Source organism: Aeromicrobium ginsengisoli, assembly GCF_004134905.2.
GTDB lineage: Bacteria > Actinomycetota > Actinomycetes > Propionibacteriales > Nocardioidaceae > Aeromicrobium > Aeromicrobium ginsengisoli.
This window is the reverse complement of the sequence record NZ_SDPQ02000002.1, coordinates 841,661-855,811: the sequence shown is the minus strand read 5'-3', so window position 1 is coordinate 855,811 and position 14,151 is coordinate 841,661. Positions and strand designations below refer to the sequence as shown.

13 protein-coding genes and 1 tRNA gene are annotated in these 14,151 nt (G+C 69.3%); 3 read left to right on the top strand and 11 right to left on the bottom strand.

Annotation, left to right across the window (positions count from 1 at the left end):
* Positions 1–4: 4 nt before the first annotated feature.
* From ESP70_RS11015 to ESP70_RS10995, 5 genes are all read right to left on the bottom strand, one after another.
* Positions 5–490 carry a glutathione peroxidase gene (locus ESP70_RS11015; protein WP_149689309.1) on the bottom strand — a complete coding sequence of 162 codons (486 nt, stop codon included), beginning with the start codon at positions 488–490 and terminating at the stop codon, positions 5–7.
* A 98-nt stretch (positions 491–588) separates the two neighbouring features.
* Entirely contained in the window at positions 589–2,469 is a 1,881-nt protein-coding gene (rho, locus tag ESP70_RS11010; protein WP_246162002.1) for a transcription termination factor Rho, read from the bottom strand.
* A gap of 202 nt (positions 2,470–2,671) precedes the next feature.
* The gene (thrB, locus tag ESP70_RS11005) at positions 2,672–3,550 is read right to left on the bottom strand and encodes a homoserine kinase (protein ID WP_149689307.1); all 879 of its coding nucleotides are present in this window, start codon (positions 3,548–3,550) and stop codon (positions 2,672–2,674) included.
* Positions 3,547–4,605, bottom strand: coding sequence for a threonine synthase (gene thrC, locus ESP70_RS11000; protein WP_149689306.1), 1,059 nt, complete (start codon positions 4,603–4,605; stop codon positions 3,547–3,549). The genes thrB and thrC overlap by 4 nt, the downstream gene beginning before the upstream one ends.
* A complete protein-coding gene (locus tag ESP70_RS10995) occupies positions 4,605–5,924 on the bottom strand; it encodes a homoserine dehydrogenase (protein WP_149689305.1) in 1,320 nt (439 codons plus the stop codon). The genes thrC and ESP70_RS10995 overlap by 1 nt, the downstream gene beginning before the upstream one ends.
* Before the next feature lie 121 nt (positions 5,925–6,045).
* On the opposite strand from ESP70_RS10995, the gene ESP70_RS10990 reads away from it, so the two are divergent.
* Positions 6,046–6,600 (top strand): hypothetical protein, encoded by a 555-nt coding sequence (locus ESP70_RS10990; protein ID WP_149689304.1) that lies wholly within the window; start codon positions 6,046–6,048, stop codon positions 6,598–6,600.
* Here the strand turns inward: ESP70_RS10990 and ESP70_RS10985 are convergent, their stop codons facing one another.
* Together ESP70_RS10985 and ESP70_RS10980 are read right to left on the bottom strand one after the other, a co-directional pair.
* Positions 6,601–7,944: an MFS transporter gene (locus tag ESP70_RS10985; protein ID WP_149689303.1), complete on the bottom strand. Its 1,344-nt coding sequence runs from the start codon at positions 7,942–7,944 to the stop codon at positions 6,601–6,603.
* Positions 7,941–8,921, bottom strand: coding sequence for a zinc-binding dehydrogenase (locus tag ESP70_RS10980; protein WP_149689302.1), 981 nt, complete (start codon positions 8,919–8,921; stop codon positions 7,941–7,943). The genes ESP70_RS10985 and ESP70_RS10980 overlap by 4 nt, the downstream gene beginning before the upstream one ends.
* 97 nt (positions 8,922–9,018) lie before the next feature.
* On the opposite strand from ESP70_RS10980, the gene soxR reads away from it, so the two are divergent.
* The gene (soxR, locus tag ESP70_RS10975; protein WP_246162001.1) at positions 9,019–9,468 is read left to right on the top strand and encodes a redox-sensitive transcriptional activator SoxR; all 450 of its coding nucleotides are present in this window, start codon (positions 9,019–9,021) and stop codon (positions 9,466–9,468) included.
* On the opposite strand, the gene ESP70_RS10970 is transcribed toward soxR, so the two are convergent.
* From ESP70_RS10970 to ESP70_RS10955, 4 genes are all read right to left on the bottom strand, one after another.
* On the bottom strand, positions 9,465–10,094 hold the full coding sequence (locus tag ESP70_RS10970; protein WP_149689300.1) for a DUF1345 domain-containing protein: 630 nt from the start codon (positions 10,092–10,094) through the stop codon (positions 9,465–9,467). The two genes, soxR and ESP70_RS10970, sit on opposite strands and share 4 nt — an antisense overlap.
* 5 nt (positions 10,095–10,099) lie before the next feature.
* Positions 10,100–11,494 carry a diaminopimelate decarboxylase gene (gene lysA / locus ESP70_RS10965; RefSeq protein WP_149689299.1) on the bottom strand — a complete coding sequence of 465 codons (1,395 nt, stop codon included), beginning with the start codon at positions 11,492–11,494 and terminating at the stop codon, positions 10,100–10,102.
* Entirely contained in the window at positions 11,495–13,159 is a 1,665-nt protein-coding gene (gene argS, locus ESP70_RS10960; protein ID WP_149689298.1) for an arginine--tRNA ligase, read from the bottom strand.
* Between the two features lie 269 nt (positions 13,160–13,428).
* Positions 13,429–13,821 carry a response regulator gene (locus tag ESP70_RS10955; RefSeq protein ID WP_246162000.1) on the bottom strand — a complete coding sequence of 131 codons (393 nt, stop codon included), beginning with the start codon at positions 13,819–13,821 and terminating at the stop codon, positions 13,429–13,431.
* 54 nt (positions 13,822–13,875) lie between these two features.
* Between ESP70_RS10955 and ESP70_RS10950 the strand changes: the two genes are divergently transcribed.
* Positions 13,876–13,947: transfer RNA gene (locus ESP70_RS10950), tRNA-Arg, on the top strand.
* The last annotated feature ends 204 nt before the right edge of the window (positions 13,948–14,151 follow it).

Sequence of the window (14,151 nt, the reverse complement as noted above, 5' to 3'; positions counted from 1 at the left end):
GGAACTATTCCTTCGGGAGCAGCTTCTCGATGTCGCCCTTGATCTTCTCCGGGGTCGTGGTCGACCCGTAGCGCTTGACGACGTTGCCCTCGGTGTCGATCAGGAACTTGGTGAAGTTCCACTTGATCTTGCTGGGTCCGAGGCCGCCCTTCTCCTGCTTGAGCCACTGGTAGAGCGGGTGGGCGTTGTCGCCGTTGACCTCGATCTCGGAGAACAGCGGGAACGTCACGCCGAAGTTGCGCTCGCAGAACACCGCGGTGTCCTCGTCCGACTCGGGGTTCTGGTTGCCGAACTGGTCGCACGGGAAGCCGAGCACGACCAGGCCCTGGTCGACGTACTCCTGGTAGACCGCCTCGAGGCCCTTGAACTGCGGGGTGAAGCCGCACTGGGTCGCGGTGTTGACCACGAGCAGGACCTTGCCCTTGTAGTCGGCCAGCAGCCGCTCGGTGCCGTCGATCGCCGTTGCGGAGAAGTCGTATGCAGTCGTCATGTCGCCAACCCTAGTTGCGCGGGACAACGACGGCAGAGCGAGTCCAGAAACGCCGACGGGCCCGAGGTCTCCCCCGGGCCCGTCGAACGTACGGATGACTACTTGCCGTTGTTGGTCCCGTCCTGCGGCAGCGTCGTGTTGATCTGCATCAGGAACTCGACGTTGCTCGTGGTCTTCTTGAGCTTGTCGAGGATGAGCTCGAGACCCTGCTGACCCTCGAGGCCCGAGAGCACCCGGCGGAGCTTCCACACGACGGCCAGCTCGTCCTTGCCCATGAGCAGTTCCTCGCGGCGCGTGCTCGAGGCGTCGACGTCGACCGCCGGGAAGATGCGCTTGTCGGCGAAGTCGCGACGCAGGCGGAGCTCCCAGTTGCCGGTGCCCTTGAACTCCTCGAAGATGACCTCGTCCATGCGCGAACCGGTCTCGACGAGCGCCGTGGCGAGGATCGTCAGCGAACCGCCGTCCTCGATGTTGCGCGCGGCGCCGAAGAACTTCTTGGGCGGGTAGAGCGCCGACGAGTCGACACCACCGGACATGATGCGACCACTGGTCGGGGCCGCCAGGTTGTAGGCCCGGCCGAGGCGCGTGATGCCGTCGAGCAGCAGCACGACGTCGTGACCCAGCTCGACGAGCCGCTTGGCGCGCTCGATGGCGAGCTCGGCGACCGTGGTGTGGTCCGTGGCCGGGCGGTCGAACGTCGAGGCGATGACCTCGCCCTTGACGGTGCGCTGGAAGTCGGTGACCTCCTCCGGACGCTCGTCGACGAGGACGATCATCAGGTGGCACTCGGGGTTGTTCTCGGTGATCGCGTTGGCGACCTGCTGCATGATCATGGTCTTGCCGGCCTTGGGCGGCGACACGATCAGGCCACGCTGGCCCTTGCCGATCGGGGCGACGAGATCGACGACGCGGCCCGTGAGCCCGCCGGCCTCGCCCTCGAGGCGCAGGCGCTCCGAGGGGTAGAGCGGGGTCAGCTTGGCGAACTCGACGCGCTTGAGGCTCTCGTCGAGGGTCATGCCGTTGACCGACTCGATCTTGACCATCGGGTTGAACTTCTCCTTGCGCTCGCCCTCGCGGGGCTGGCGCACCTGGCCGATGACGGCGTCGCCGCGGCGAAGCCCCCACTTGCGGACCATGGAGAGGGAGACGTAGACGTCGTTCTCGCTGGGCAGGTAGCCCGTGGTGCGGACGAACGCGTAGTTGTCGAGGATGTCGAGGATGCCGGCAGCCGGCACGAGGACGTCGTCCTCGGTGTAGGTCGTGTCGACCTCGGAGCCACGTCCGCCCGCGTTGCGGTTGCGGACGCGACGGTTGCGGCGACGGCCCATGCCGCCGTCTTCGTCGTCCTCGAACTGGCCCTGGTTGCGGTTGCCGCCCTGTGCCTGGCCCTGGTTCTGGCCCTGTCCCTGGTTGCGGTTGTTGCCGCCATCGTTGCGATTCTGGTTGCGGTTGTTGCCGCCACCGTCGTTGTCGCGGTTCTGGTTCTGGTTGCGGTTCTGGTTGCGGTTGCGGTTGCCCCCCTGGCGGCCCGACTCGTCGTCGGAGGAGTCGTCGTTGCGGGAGTCGTTCTTGACCTCCGGCTGGTCCGACGCATCGTCGTTCTTGTCGTTCTTGGCAGCCTTGGGCTCGTTGCGGGGCTTGCGGGTGTCGCTCGCGGTCTCGGCCGGCGCCTCGGCGGCGGGCTGCTCGGTCCTGGCGGCCGCAGCGGCGTCACCCTTGCTGGTGTCGACCTTGCTGGGCGCGGCCGCGGCGACCGCGGCCTTGGTGGAGGTGCCGGCGTCTCCGCGGGCGATCTTGATGGCGTCGATGAGGGCGCCCTTGCGCATCTTGTCGGCGCCGGTGATGCCGAGCTCGCCGGCGATCTCCTGGAGCTCGGCGAGCACCTTTCCGCCCAGGCCGCCGCTGGTCCTGCGCGGGGCCGTCGCCGCGGCATCGGCCGCAGGCGTGGAGGATTCAGGTGTGATGGTGGTTTCAGTCACGTAGGTTCCTTTGGATGAGGCCACAAGGCCTGATGCCCGGACAGATCCGGATCGCATGAAAGGCTTGCCCGTATCCGACGGGCGACTTGAATGGCACTGCTACTTGTCACTGTCGGGGAGTTTCGCACTCGACTCCGACTCACTCACTGTAACACCAAGGGGTCATCCCGCATTCCGCTCGGGTTCATGTCACAGGGACTTCTCAGAGCGTGCGCGCGCCCTCGGTGTCGACGTCCAGTTCGAGCACGGACCAGCCTTGCGGTACCCGGTCGGCGACGCCTCTGGCGAACGACAGGACCGTCGGGCCGGCGCCCGAGATGATCGTCGGAATGCCCTCCACTCGCAGCTGTCGCAACAGCTTGTAGGACTCGGGCATCGCGTCGGCGCGGTACGTCTGGTGGATCCGGTCCTCGGTCGCCCAGATGAGCCGCTCAGGCGCCACGGTGAGTGCCGCGACGAGCAGTGCGGCGCGGCCGGCATTGACGGCGGCATCGCGGTGCGGCACGGTCTCGGGCAGCAGCCCGCGGGCCTTCTCGGTCGACACCGCCTCGGAGGGCACGAACGCCGTGACCTGCACCGAGGTGTCGAGTCGCTGCACCTCGGCCGCGGCGCCGTCGATCCACGCAATGGTCAGGCCGCCGAACATCGCCGCGGCGACGTTGTCGGGATGGCCTTCGAGGTCGACCGCCAACTGAAAGGCCGCCCGATCGTCGAGTCGCGCGTCGCTGCCCTCGACGAGTGCGCGGGCCAGCACGATGCCGCCGACGATCGCCGCCGCCGACGAGCCGAGCCCCCGGCCGTGCGGGATCGCGTTGGCGCACTCGAGCCGCAGCCCAGGTGGCCGCTCGCCGAGCAGGTCGAACGTCGCGGTCATCGCCGTGACGACGAGGTGATCGCTGGTCCTCGGGACGTCCCGCGCTCCCTCGCCGCTGACCTCGATCTCGAGGCCGGGCTCATCGAGCACCTCGGCGGTGATCTCGTCGTACAGCGTCAGGGCGAGCCCCAAGGCGTCGAAGCCCGGACCGAGGTTGGCGCTCGAGGCGGGCGTGCGTACGGTGACCGGGCCCTTGACGAACGTCATACGAGGCCGGCGACCTCGGCCGCCGCGTGCACGTCGACGTCGATGACCGAGTCGACGATCGAGTCGACGCCCGACAGGGCGGTCTCGGTGTCCTTGAGGCCGTGGCCCGTCACGGTGATCGCGATCGTCGAGCCGGGCTCGACGGAGGCGGCGGACTTGAGCAGCCCGGCGACACCGGCGGCCGACGCGGGCTCGACGAAGACGCCCTCACGCGAGGCCAGCTCGTGTTGAGCGCTCAGGATCTCCTGGTCGGTGACCGCCTCGATGCGGCCCTGGGAGTCGTCACGAGCGGCGACGGCGAGCTGCCACGACGCGGGGTTGCCGACGCGGATCGCCGTGGCAAGGGTCTCGGGGTGCTCGACGGGGTGGCCCAGCACGATCGGCGCGGAGCCCTCGGCCTGGAATCCCCACATCGCCGGGGTCTTGGTGGCGAGGCCGGCGTCGGCGTACTCCTGGTAGCCCAGCCAGTAGGCCGAGATGTTGCCGGCGTTGCCGACGGGCAGGATGTGCAGGTCAGGGGCTTCGCCGAGCGCGTCGACGATCTCGAACGACGCGGTCTTCTGGCCCTGCAGGCGTACGGGGTTGACCGAGTTGACGAGCGCGACGGGGTATTGCTCGGCGAGGTCGCGGGCGACCTGCAGGCACTGGTCGAACCCGCCGCGGAGCTGAATGACAGAGGCGCCGTGCATGACGGCCTGGGCCATCTTGCCTGCGGCGATCTTGCCGTGCGGGACCAGGACGATCGGGGTGAGCCCGGCGCGAGCGGCGTAGGCCGTCATCGACGCCGAGGTGTTGCCGGTCGAGGCGCAGACGACGGCCTTGGCGCCCTCGCCGGCTGCGACCGAGATGGCGGCGGTCATGCCGCGGTCCTTGAACGAGCCCGTGGGGTTGTCGCCCTCGACCTTGAGCCAGACGTCGCCGCGGACGATGCCCGACAACCAGGCCGAGTGCACGAGCGGGGTGCCGCCCTCGCCGAGGGTGATGACCGGCGTCTCCGGGGTGACCGGGAGCCACTCGCGATACTCCTCGATCACGCCACGCCACAGGTGAGCCATCAGGATCCTCCCTCGACGCGCATCACGGATGTCACGTCACGAACCATGTCGAGGCCCCGGAGTGAGGCCACCGTCGCCGACAGCGCCGCGTCGTCGGCCTCGTGCGTCACGATGACGAGCTGGGCGTCGTCGCCGCTGCCCTCCTGGCGCACCGTGCGGATCGAGACGTCGAACTCGGCGAACGCATTGGCGACCGACGCGAGCACGCCCGCACGGTCGTCGACGTCGATCGACACGTGGTAGCGGGTGCGGGCCAGGCCGATGTCGAGCACCTCGAGCTGCGCGTGGGTCGACTCGCCGGGACCGAAGACGTTGCTGCGGCGGTTGCGGGCGACCGACACGACGTCACCGAGGACAGCGCTGGCGGTGGGCGCGCCACCGGCGCCCGGGCCGTAGAACATGAGCTGACCGGCCGCCTCGCTCTCGACGAAGACCGCGTTGTAGGCGCCGTGGACGCTGGCCAGCGGGTGCGAGAGCGGGATCATCGCGGGATGCACGCGTGCCGACACGGCCGGACCGTCGGGCGTCTCGCGCTGCTCACAGATCGCGAGGAGCTTGACGACGCAACCCATCTCGGCGGCTGAGCGTACGTCTGCCGCCGTGACGTCGCTGATGCCCTCCCGGTGGACGTCGCCGATCGTCACGCGGGTGTGGAACGCCAGGCCGGCGAGGATCGCGGCCTTGGACGCCGCGTCGAAGCCCTCGATGTCGGCGGTCGGATCGGCCTCGGCATAACCGAGGCGCTGGGCCTCGTCGAGCGCCTCGGAGAACCCCTGGCCGGTCGTGGTCATGGCGTCGAGGATGAAGTTGGTCGTGCCGTTGACGATGCCGAGCACCCGCTGGACCCGGTCACCGGCGAGTGACTCGCGCAGCGGCCGGACGATGGGGATCGCGCCGGCGACGGCCGCCTCGAAGTAGAGGTCGCGCTCGGCCTTGTGAGCGGCCTCGAACAGCGTCGCACCGTCCTCGGCGAGCAGTGCCTTGTTGGCCGTGACGACGGACGCACCGTGGTCGAGCGCCGACAGGATGAGCTCGCGCGCGGGCTCGATGCCACCGATGACCTCGATCACGACGTCGATGTCGCCGCGGGCGACGAGGCCGGCCGCGTCGGTCGTGAAGAGCTCGGCCGGCACGTCGAGGTCGCGCTCACGGCCGAGACGGCGTACGGCGATGCCGGCCAGCTCGAGCGGGGCGCCCACGCGCTGGGCCAGCTCTTCGGAGTCGCTCGTGAGCAACCGGGCTACTTCCGTGCCGACGACCCCGCAGCCCAACAGGGCGACGCGGAGCGGGCGACCGGGGGACCACGAGGATGCGCTCACCGGTCAAGGGTATCGGCGTGGGCGCCCGGCCGAAGATGTCCCCCGTGACATAACCCCTGACCTCGCTTGATCGTTGTCATGCCGAACAGTCAATTCTCCGAGGCAGCACGAAAGGCCCCCTGTGCGCAGAGCGCGAAAGGACCACCTCCGCCAGGCCGCACTCGCGGCGATGGTGATCGGTGCCGTCGTGGTGGTGATCGCCGGCTACCTCATGGTCCGTGGCGGCTCGACGGCCGACCCGGTCGTCAGCGACTCCGGCGGCTCGGACGCGTTCGTGCCCTACGACGACCCGACCATCGACCCTGCTGCGATCGAGAAGACCGAGCCCACGTCCGTCCCCGAGGGCAAGAACCCGTTGACGGTCGTCTCGAGCCGCGACGAGGGATGGGGCAAGACGACCGGCGACACGGGTCCGCACCGGGTGACGATCAGCGTCACGTCCGACGGCGCGATCTATGTCGGATACCGGTTCTGGAAGGGCAAGTCCGGCCTGAAGTTCGCGGAGAAGTCGTTCTCGACCACCCAGACCGTGCAGCGCGGCCGCGGGGTCGCCCAGGTCGGCGCCCAGGTGCTCGACACCGCGACCTACGCGATGTGCACGATCTCGGTCGACGGCGTCGTGGTGACGACCAACCGGGCCAGCAAGAAGCTGGCCGTCGCCGTCTGCACCGCGTAGTCAGCTCTCGAGCCGGGCCGTCACGGCCACCGCCAGCGCCGCCGTCGCGGCGGCCAGGGCGAACACCAGGACGTACCCTGTCAGCTCGTCGATGCCCAGCATGACCGCGAACACGACGCTGCCGACCGCGAGCACGAGCGACTGCACGACGGCATCGCTGGTCTGCATCGCCGCACTGTTGACGCCCTGCTCACCCGGTCCCGAGTGATCCAGGAGCAGGACGCCGAGCGTCGATGCGGCCATGCCCATGCCGAGACCGCCGATGCTCCAGGTCGCCGCGATCACCAGCACCGGCACGGTGTCGGCCAGAGTCAGGAAGCCCGCACCGGTGCCGATCAGCACGCAGACGGCACCGAGGCGTACGCGGAGCAGCTTCGACGACAGCGCCGGTACGTTCGCGGCGATCCACGAGCCGCTGAACCAGAGCACCGCAGCGCTCGTCAGCAGCAGTCCCGCCTGGGACACCTCGAGGCCACGGTGCTCGACAAGGGACAGCGGCACGTAGGTCTCCGCGCCGAAGAAGCCGGCGCTCAGCAGGCTGCGGGTCGCGATGACGCTCGGGAGGCCGCGGCGACCGCGCCACGTGCCGATCGGCAGGAGCCGCGGAGCGTACGCCCCGATGAGGGCCAGCGCGATCACCAACAGGACCGGCCACCACGGCACGGCCCGCTGCCCCGCCAGGCTGACCGCCAGGATGCCGCCGGCCGACAGCGTCGCCCACCAGAGCCGGCGGCGGTCGGCCGTGACGCCCGGGTCGCCGTCGAGCCGGCTGAGCGCCTGCCAGATCAGCAGCAGCGATGCGACGGCGACCAGCGGGACGCTGAGGAACACCCATCGCCAGCCGAGGTGGTCGGCGATGAGTCCCGCGATCACCGGCCCGACGAGTGCCGGCAGCACCCAGGCGCTGGTCATGACGGTCCAGACGCGCGCCCGCATGTGGTCGGGGAAGACCTTGGCGATGACGACGTAGAGCCCGACGCCGACGAAGCCCATGCCGAGGCCTTGCACGGAGCGACCCACGAGGAACACCGCCATCGTCGGCGCGAGACCGGCCACCAGAAGCCCGGCGGAGAAGATGCCGACGCCGGCCCGCAGCGCGAGGCCGGGGCCCCGGCGATCCATCAGCGGTCCGGCAATCGTCATCGAGACCACGGCGACCGCGGACGGCGCGGCAAACGACAGGGCGTACAGGCCGAGGCCGTCGAGCTCGTCGGCGACGACCGGCATGACGGTCGCGACGGCGAGTGACTCGAACGCCACGAGGAACGCCAGCGAGAAGATGCCCGCGACGACGCGACCGTACGGTCCGAGCCAGAGCCGCTCGGTGGGCGCGAGCGCCGTCATCGGAGTGCGTCGGGGATCAGGACGACCTTGCCGTACGTGTGCCGGCCCTCGAGCGCCCGGTGCGCGCCGGCCGCGTCGGACAGGGCGAAGGCGGCATCGGCGAGAGGTACGCGACTGCCGTCGGCGGCCCGTGCGAGGGCCTCTGCCTCCAGCGAGCGCAGGCCGCCGGGACGGGCGAGCATCTGCGGGCCGAGCAACATCCTCACCGTCCTGGTCGGGTCGTCGTACGTCGCCGGCTCGTCGGTGAACCAGCCGTACTGCATCAGGCGCCCGCCGGTGGCGAGCAGGCCGTATGCCGCGTCGGCCGTCTTGCCCCCGACGCCGTCGAGCACCAGGGTCACCCAGTCACCGCCGAGCTCACGACGCACGACATCGTCCCAGCCGTCGATCCGGTAGTCCACCGCGATGTCGGCCCCCTGCGCCCGGGCGATAGCCACCTTGTCCTCTCCCCCGGCCAGGCCGACGACCAGTGCCCCGGCCTCCTTCGCGGCCTGGACCAGCAGCACGCCGAGACCTCCGGCCGCCGACGTCACGATCACCACGTCGTCGGGCCGGATCGGCGACTGGTCGAGGATCCCGGCGGCGGTCCGCCCGGTGCCGATCGATGCCACAGCGACGGCGCACGGCATACCGTCCGGGATCTCGTGCAAGCTCTCGGCCGCCGCGAGCGCCTGCTCGGCGTACCCGCCGCTCGCCATGCCGAGATGCGCCACGACCCGCTTGCCCGACCACGCTCCGTCGACGCCCGGGCCGATCGCGTCGACCCGGCCGGCGACCTCGCGCCCCGGCGTCATCGGCAGCTGCAGCGGCTGGTGCACGGCACTGGTGAAGCCGGCCCGCAGCGCCGTGTCGAGGACGTGGACGCCGCTCGCGCTGACGGCGATGCGTACCTGTCCCTCCCCCGGAACGAGATCCGGCACCTCTTCGTACCGGAGGACCTCGGGACCGCCGAGCTCGTACTGCCTGATCGCGTGCATGCTGCTCCTTCGTCGCTGGTGAAGGACAGTCCACAACCTCAACTCGACTTGAGGTCAACCCGTACGCCCGAGGCAAACCCCAAGTATGGTTGAGGTCATGACGATCTCGAAGCACCAGCCGCTGAGCCCCGGCGAGGTCGCCACGCGTGCCGGCGTGGCCGTCTCGGCGCTGCACTTCTACGAACGCGAAGGCCTCATCGAGAGCGAGCGGACGGCCGGCAACCAGCGCCGCTATCACCGTGACGTGCTGCGCAGGATCTCGTTCATCCGCGTCTCGCAAGGGCTCGGGATCAGTCTGGCCAGGATCCGCGAGGCGCTCGACTCCTTGCCCGACGACAAGGTGCCGACCAAGGCCGACTGGGCCCGGCTGTCGCAGGGCTGGCGGGCCGACCTCGACTCCCGCATCGACCAGCTGCAACGCCTGCGGGACAACCTCGACGGCTGCATCGGCTGCGGCTGCCTGTCGCTCAAGAGCTGCTCGCTCTACAACCCCGAGGACTGGCTCGCCACGACCGGCCCCGGTCCGAGGCGGCTGTTGCGCCGTTAGCTGGAGAGGCTGACGGCGAGGTTGATCGTCGTCGCGACCACGACGGTGCCGAAGACGTACGAGAGCAGGGCGTGCTTGAGCGCCGTGGCGCGGAACGCGCTCGTGAGCAGGTTGGTGTCGGAGATCTGGAACGTCATGCCGAGTGAGAACGCGACATAGGCGAAGTCGATGTAGCACGGCGGCTCGTCGGTGTTGAAGTCGATGCCGCCGGGCTCGCCGGAGAAGTACTGATTGGTGTAGCGCAGCGTGAACAGCGTGTGGATCAGCAGCCAGGACAGCGCGACGCTGCCGAGGGCCACCGCCGCGAGGACCCCGGCGCGGGTATCGGAGGACGATCGGGCTTCCACGAGCAGCATCGCGACCGCGGCCAGGCTGGCCAGGCTCGCCACCAGGATCAGGAGCTCGGCGAGCCTGCGGACCGGGTCCTCTCGGAGTGCGTGGCTCGCGGTCTCCTCCGGACCCATGCGGGCGATGAGGAGCCACACCCAGCTGACGTAGACCAGCGATGCGGCGGCCCAGCCGAGCACGACCGACAGCGCGCCGCCGCCACTCGCGGCGACGATGCCACCCACCGCGACGCCCACCACGAGCATCACGACGAAGCGCGCTGCGTAGCGGTGCTTCATGACCGTCAGCCGATGTCGAGGGCGAGCAGGTCGTCCTCGGTCTCGCGTCGCAGGATGACGCGCGCCTCGCCATCGCGTACGGCGACGACCGCAGCGCGGGGTACGTGGTTGTAGTTGCTGGCCAGCGACCGGCAGTAGGCCCCGGTGCCCGGCACGGCAAGCAGGTCACCGGCCTCGACGTCACCGGGCAGGAACTCGTCCTTGACCACGATGTCGCCGGACTCGCAGTGCTTGCCGACGACGCGGCTCAGGAGCGCCGGCGCGTCCGAGGTGCGCGAGGCCAGGGTGCACGAGTAGTCGGCGCCGTAGAGTGCGGGCCGGATGTTGTCGCTCATGCCGCCGTCGACCGAGATGTAGCGCCGCGACGCCCCGCCGTCGAGCGCCACGGACTTGGTCGTGCCGACCTCGTAGAGCGTGAACGTCGACGGGCCGGCGATCGCGCGGCCGGGCTCGATCGACAGGTGAGGAACGTCGATGCCCATCGCCGCGCACTCGTCGTCGACGATCTTGAGCATCCCGCGTGCGAGGTCCTCGGGCGTCGACGGATCGTCCTGCGTCGTGTAGGCGATGCCGAAGCCGCCACCGAGATCGAACTCGGGCAGCGCGACGCCGAGCTCCTTCTCGATGTCGGCGTGCAGCCGCAGGACCCGGCGGGCCGCGACCTCGAAACCATCGGTCACGAAGATCTGGGAGCCGATGTGCGAGTGCAGACCGCGCAGCTCGAGCCCCGGCTCGGCGAGCACCCGGCGTACGGCGTCGAGCGCGTCACCCCCGGTGATCGAGAAGCCGAACTTCTGGTCCTCGTGCGATGTCGAGATGTATTCGTGCGTATGCGCCTCGACCCCTGCGGTCACGCGGATCATGACCGGTGCGGTGACGCCGAGCTCGGCGGTCAGGTCGCGCAGCCGCGCGATCTCCTCGATCGAGTCGATGATGATGCGGCCGACGCCGACCTCGAGCGCGCGACGCAGCTCGGCGACAGACTTGTTGTTGCCGTGCAGGCCGATGCGCTCGGGCGGGAACTCGGCCTTGAGCGCCACCGCGAGCTCGCCGCCGGTGCACACGTCGAGATTGAGCCCCTCCTCGGCGATCCAGCGGGCGGTCGCGACGCAGAGGAACGCCTTGCCGGCGTAGTAGACGTCGGCGCTCGGGAACGCGTCCTTGAACGCGCGGGCCCGGCGGCGGAAGTCGTCCTCGTCGACGACATACGTCGGGGTGCCGAACTCGGCGGCGAGGTCGGTGACCGACTCCCCCGCGACGGTCAGCACGCCGTCGACCTTGGAGACCGACGAGGCCCACAGGTGCGGGACGAGCTCGTTGGGGTCCTCGGGCGTACGCAGCCAGGCCGGTCCGCGGTCGCCGGACTGGCCATGCAGGGCGCCGGCCTCGTGACTCCTCATCTACATACGCTCCGGTGCGCTGACGCCGAGCAGGCCGAGGCCGTTGGCGATGACCTGCCGCGTCGCCGCGACGAGCATGAGCCGGGCCCGGTGCAGGTCGCTCGGCTCCTCGTCGCCCTTGGGCAGCACGTGCGCGACATCGTAGAACTTGTGGAACGCCGCGGCAGTGTCCTCGAGATAGCGCGCGACGCGGTGGGGCTCGCGCAGCTCCGCAGCGCGGGCGACGATGCGCGGATAGTCGGCGAGGGCCCGCAGCAGCGCACCCTCCTGCTCGACCGCGAGCAGCGACGGGTCGAACGTCGACTCGTCGATCACGACGCCGAGGTCGACCGCGTTGCGGATGATCGACGACAGGCGCGCATGGGCGTACTGGACGTAATAGACCGGGTTGTCGCTGTCCTGCTTGGCCCACAGGTCGAGGTCGAGGTCGATCGTCGAGTCGGTCGAGTAGCGCGCCAGGGCGTAGCGGGCGGCGTCGATGCCGATCGCCTCGACGAGGTCTTCCAGGCTGATGACGGTGCCGGCGCGCTTGCTCATGCGCAGTGGCTCGCCGTCGCGCACGAGGTTGACCAGCTGGCCGATCAGCAGCTCGAGGTTGACGCCAGGGGTGTCGCCGAACGCGGCGCACATCGCGAGCATCCGCGAGACGTAGCCGTGGTGGTCGGCGCCGAGCATGATGATGCACCGGTCGAAACCGCGCTCGCGCTTGTTGAGGTAGTAGGCGAGGTCTCCGGAGATGTAGGCCGGCTGGCCGTCGGACTTGATGACGACCCGGTCCTTGTCATCACCGAAGTCGGAGGTGCGCAGCCAGGTCGCGTCGTCCTGCTCGTACATCATGCCGAGCTCGCGAAGCCTCGCGATGGCGCGCTCGACGGCACCGGACTCGTGCAGGTCGTTCTCGTGGAAGTAGACGTCGAAGTCGACGCCGAACTCGTGCAGGCTCTTCTTGATCTCGCCGAACATCAGGTCGACGCCCTCAGCGCGGAACGTCTCAAGGGCCTCGGCGTCGGGCAGCGTCAGCGCGTCGGGGTGCTTCGCAAGCACGGTGGCGGCGATGTCGGCGATGTACTGGCCGCCGTAGCCGTCTTCAGGCGCGTCCTCGCCGCGGGCGTTGGCCAGCAGCGAGCGCGAGTAGCGGTCGATCTGCATGCCGTGATCGTTGAAGTAGTACTCCCGCGTGACGTCGGCCCCGATCGCCGTCAGGATGCGGCCCAGCGAGTCACCGACCGCGGCCCACCGCACGCCGCCGATGTGGATCGGCCCCGTCGGGTTGGCGCTGACGAACTCGAGGTTGACCTTCTGTCCGGCGTAGAGGTCGCTCGTGCCGTACGCCGTGCCCGCCGCGACGATCTGCGGGGCGAGCGCGCCCTGGGCGCCGGCCTCGACGCGGATGTTGAGGAACCCGGGACCGGCGATCTCGGCGCTCGCGATGCCGACAGCCGCACCGAGCTGGTCGGCCAGCAGCTGGGCGAACTCGCGGGGGTTCATGCCGGCCTTCTTGGCCAGCTGGAGCGCGATGTTGGTGGCGTAGTCGCCGTGCTCCTTGACCTTGGGGCGCTCGACGAGCACCTCGGCCGGCACCCCGTCGGGCAGCGTGATCGTCCCCGCCTCGCTGAGGGAGGTGAGGGCACCGACGATGGCCGCAGAAAGCTGCTCGGGAGTCACCCGCCAAGACTATCGGCCGGGGGCAGCGCGCCATAAACGTGGACGACCCGCAGGGCTGCGCTCGCCTCCGGGGAGTAGGAGCGCGGTCGAGTGGACAACTCGACGCCCTGCGGGTCGGGTGGCTGCGGGAAATTCGCTGCCACTAGCTGAGCCTTGCGGCTAGCGGACAGCCACCTCACAAGTCCAAGAGTTATTCATATCCTCGAACCACCTCCAATCCGTGTACTGCAACCGTACGTCCCGGGGTGGCACCACTCAAGGACCTTGGCTCAGTCGTCGCCACGATTCTTCGTACGCTCGATCGCGTCATGAACCGTCTGGATCAGAGAGTCGGGGTCGAACGGCTTGGTGACGTAGGCGTCGACGCCGGCCTGCGTGGCCCGTTGGATGTCGGCCGGGTGGCCCTGCGTCGTCACCATGACGATCGCGATGTGCCGAGTGCGAGGGTCGGCCCGGATCGCCGAGACCGTCGCGATGCCGTCGAGCCGGGGCATCATCACGTCGACCGTGATGCCGTCGGGGAGCACGTCAGCCGTGCGCAGGAACTCGAGGCAATCCGCTCCGTCGACCGCCTCATCGACCTCGAATCCGGCGAGCTCCATGTTGGTCCGGATGAGGAAACGAATCGAGGCGGTGTCGTCGACGACAAGCACTCTGGGCACCATCAACACGGTACTGCCTGTGGGGTAGGCTCACACCGCAGTTGGCCGTATTCGGCCCCCGTAGCTCAGGGGATAGAGCGCCGCCCTCCGGAGGCGGAAGCGCAGGTTCGAATCCTGCCGGGGGCGCTAGGATGTTTTCGTTGCAATTGTAGCCAAAAATGGCGTCCGCGATATGAGACGAATTAGGTCCGTGGGCACGATCGTGGGCACAACCTCTGCAGATCGGAGCGTTGTCAAACGCCGTAGGGACGATAGGTGTCGTCCTTAACGAGGTTGGATTCCGACAATCCCGGTCTGTTCGCTCCCGATCACGAACGATTGCGCTCACCA

What these genes read in the sequence shown, in the direction of transcription:
- ESP70_RS10985 (WP_149689303.1), bottom strand. Translation starts at nt 7,944, where the DNA reads ATGACGGCGCTCGCGCCCACCGAGCGGCTCTGGCTCGGACCGTACGGT.
- thrB (WP_149689307.1), bottom strand. Translation starts at nt 3,550, where the DNA reads ATGACGTTCGTCAAGGGCCCGGTCACCGTACGCACGCCCGCCTCGAGC.
- ESP70_RS10970 (WP_149689300.1), bottom strand. Translation starts at nt 10,094, where the DNA reads ATGAAGCACCGCTACGCAGCGCGCTTCGTCGTGATGCTCGTGGTGGGC.
- ESP70_RS11015 (WP_149689309.1), bottom strand. Translation starts at nt 490, where the DNA reads ATGACGACTGCATACGACTTCTCCGCAACGGCGATCGACGGCACCGAG.
- thrC (WP_149689306.1), bottom strand. Translation starts at nt 4,605, where the DNA reads ATGGCTCACCTGTGGCGTGGCGTGATCGAGGAGTATCGCGAGTGGCTC.
- ESP70_RS10980 (WP_149689302.1), bottom strand. Translation starts at nt 8,921, where the DNA reads ATGCACGCGATCAGGCAGTACGAGCTCGGCGGTCCCGAGGTCCTCCGG.
- soxR (WP_246162001.1), top strand. Translation starts at nt 9,019, where the DNA reads ATGACGATCTCGAAGCACCAGCCGCTGAGCCCCGGCGAGGTCGCCACG.
- lysA (WP_149689299.1), bottom strand. Translation starts at nt 11,494, where the DNA reads ATGAGGAGTCACGAGGCCGGCGCCCTGCATGGCCAGTCCGGCGACCGC.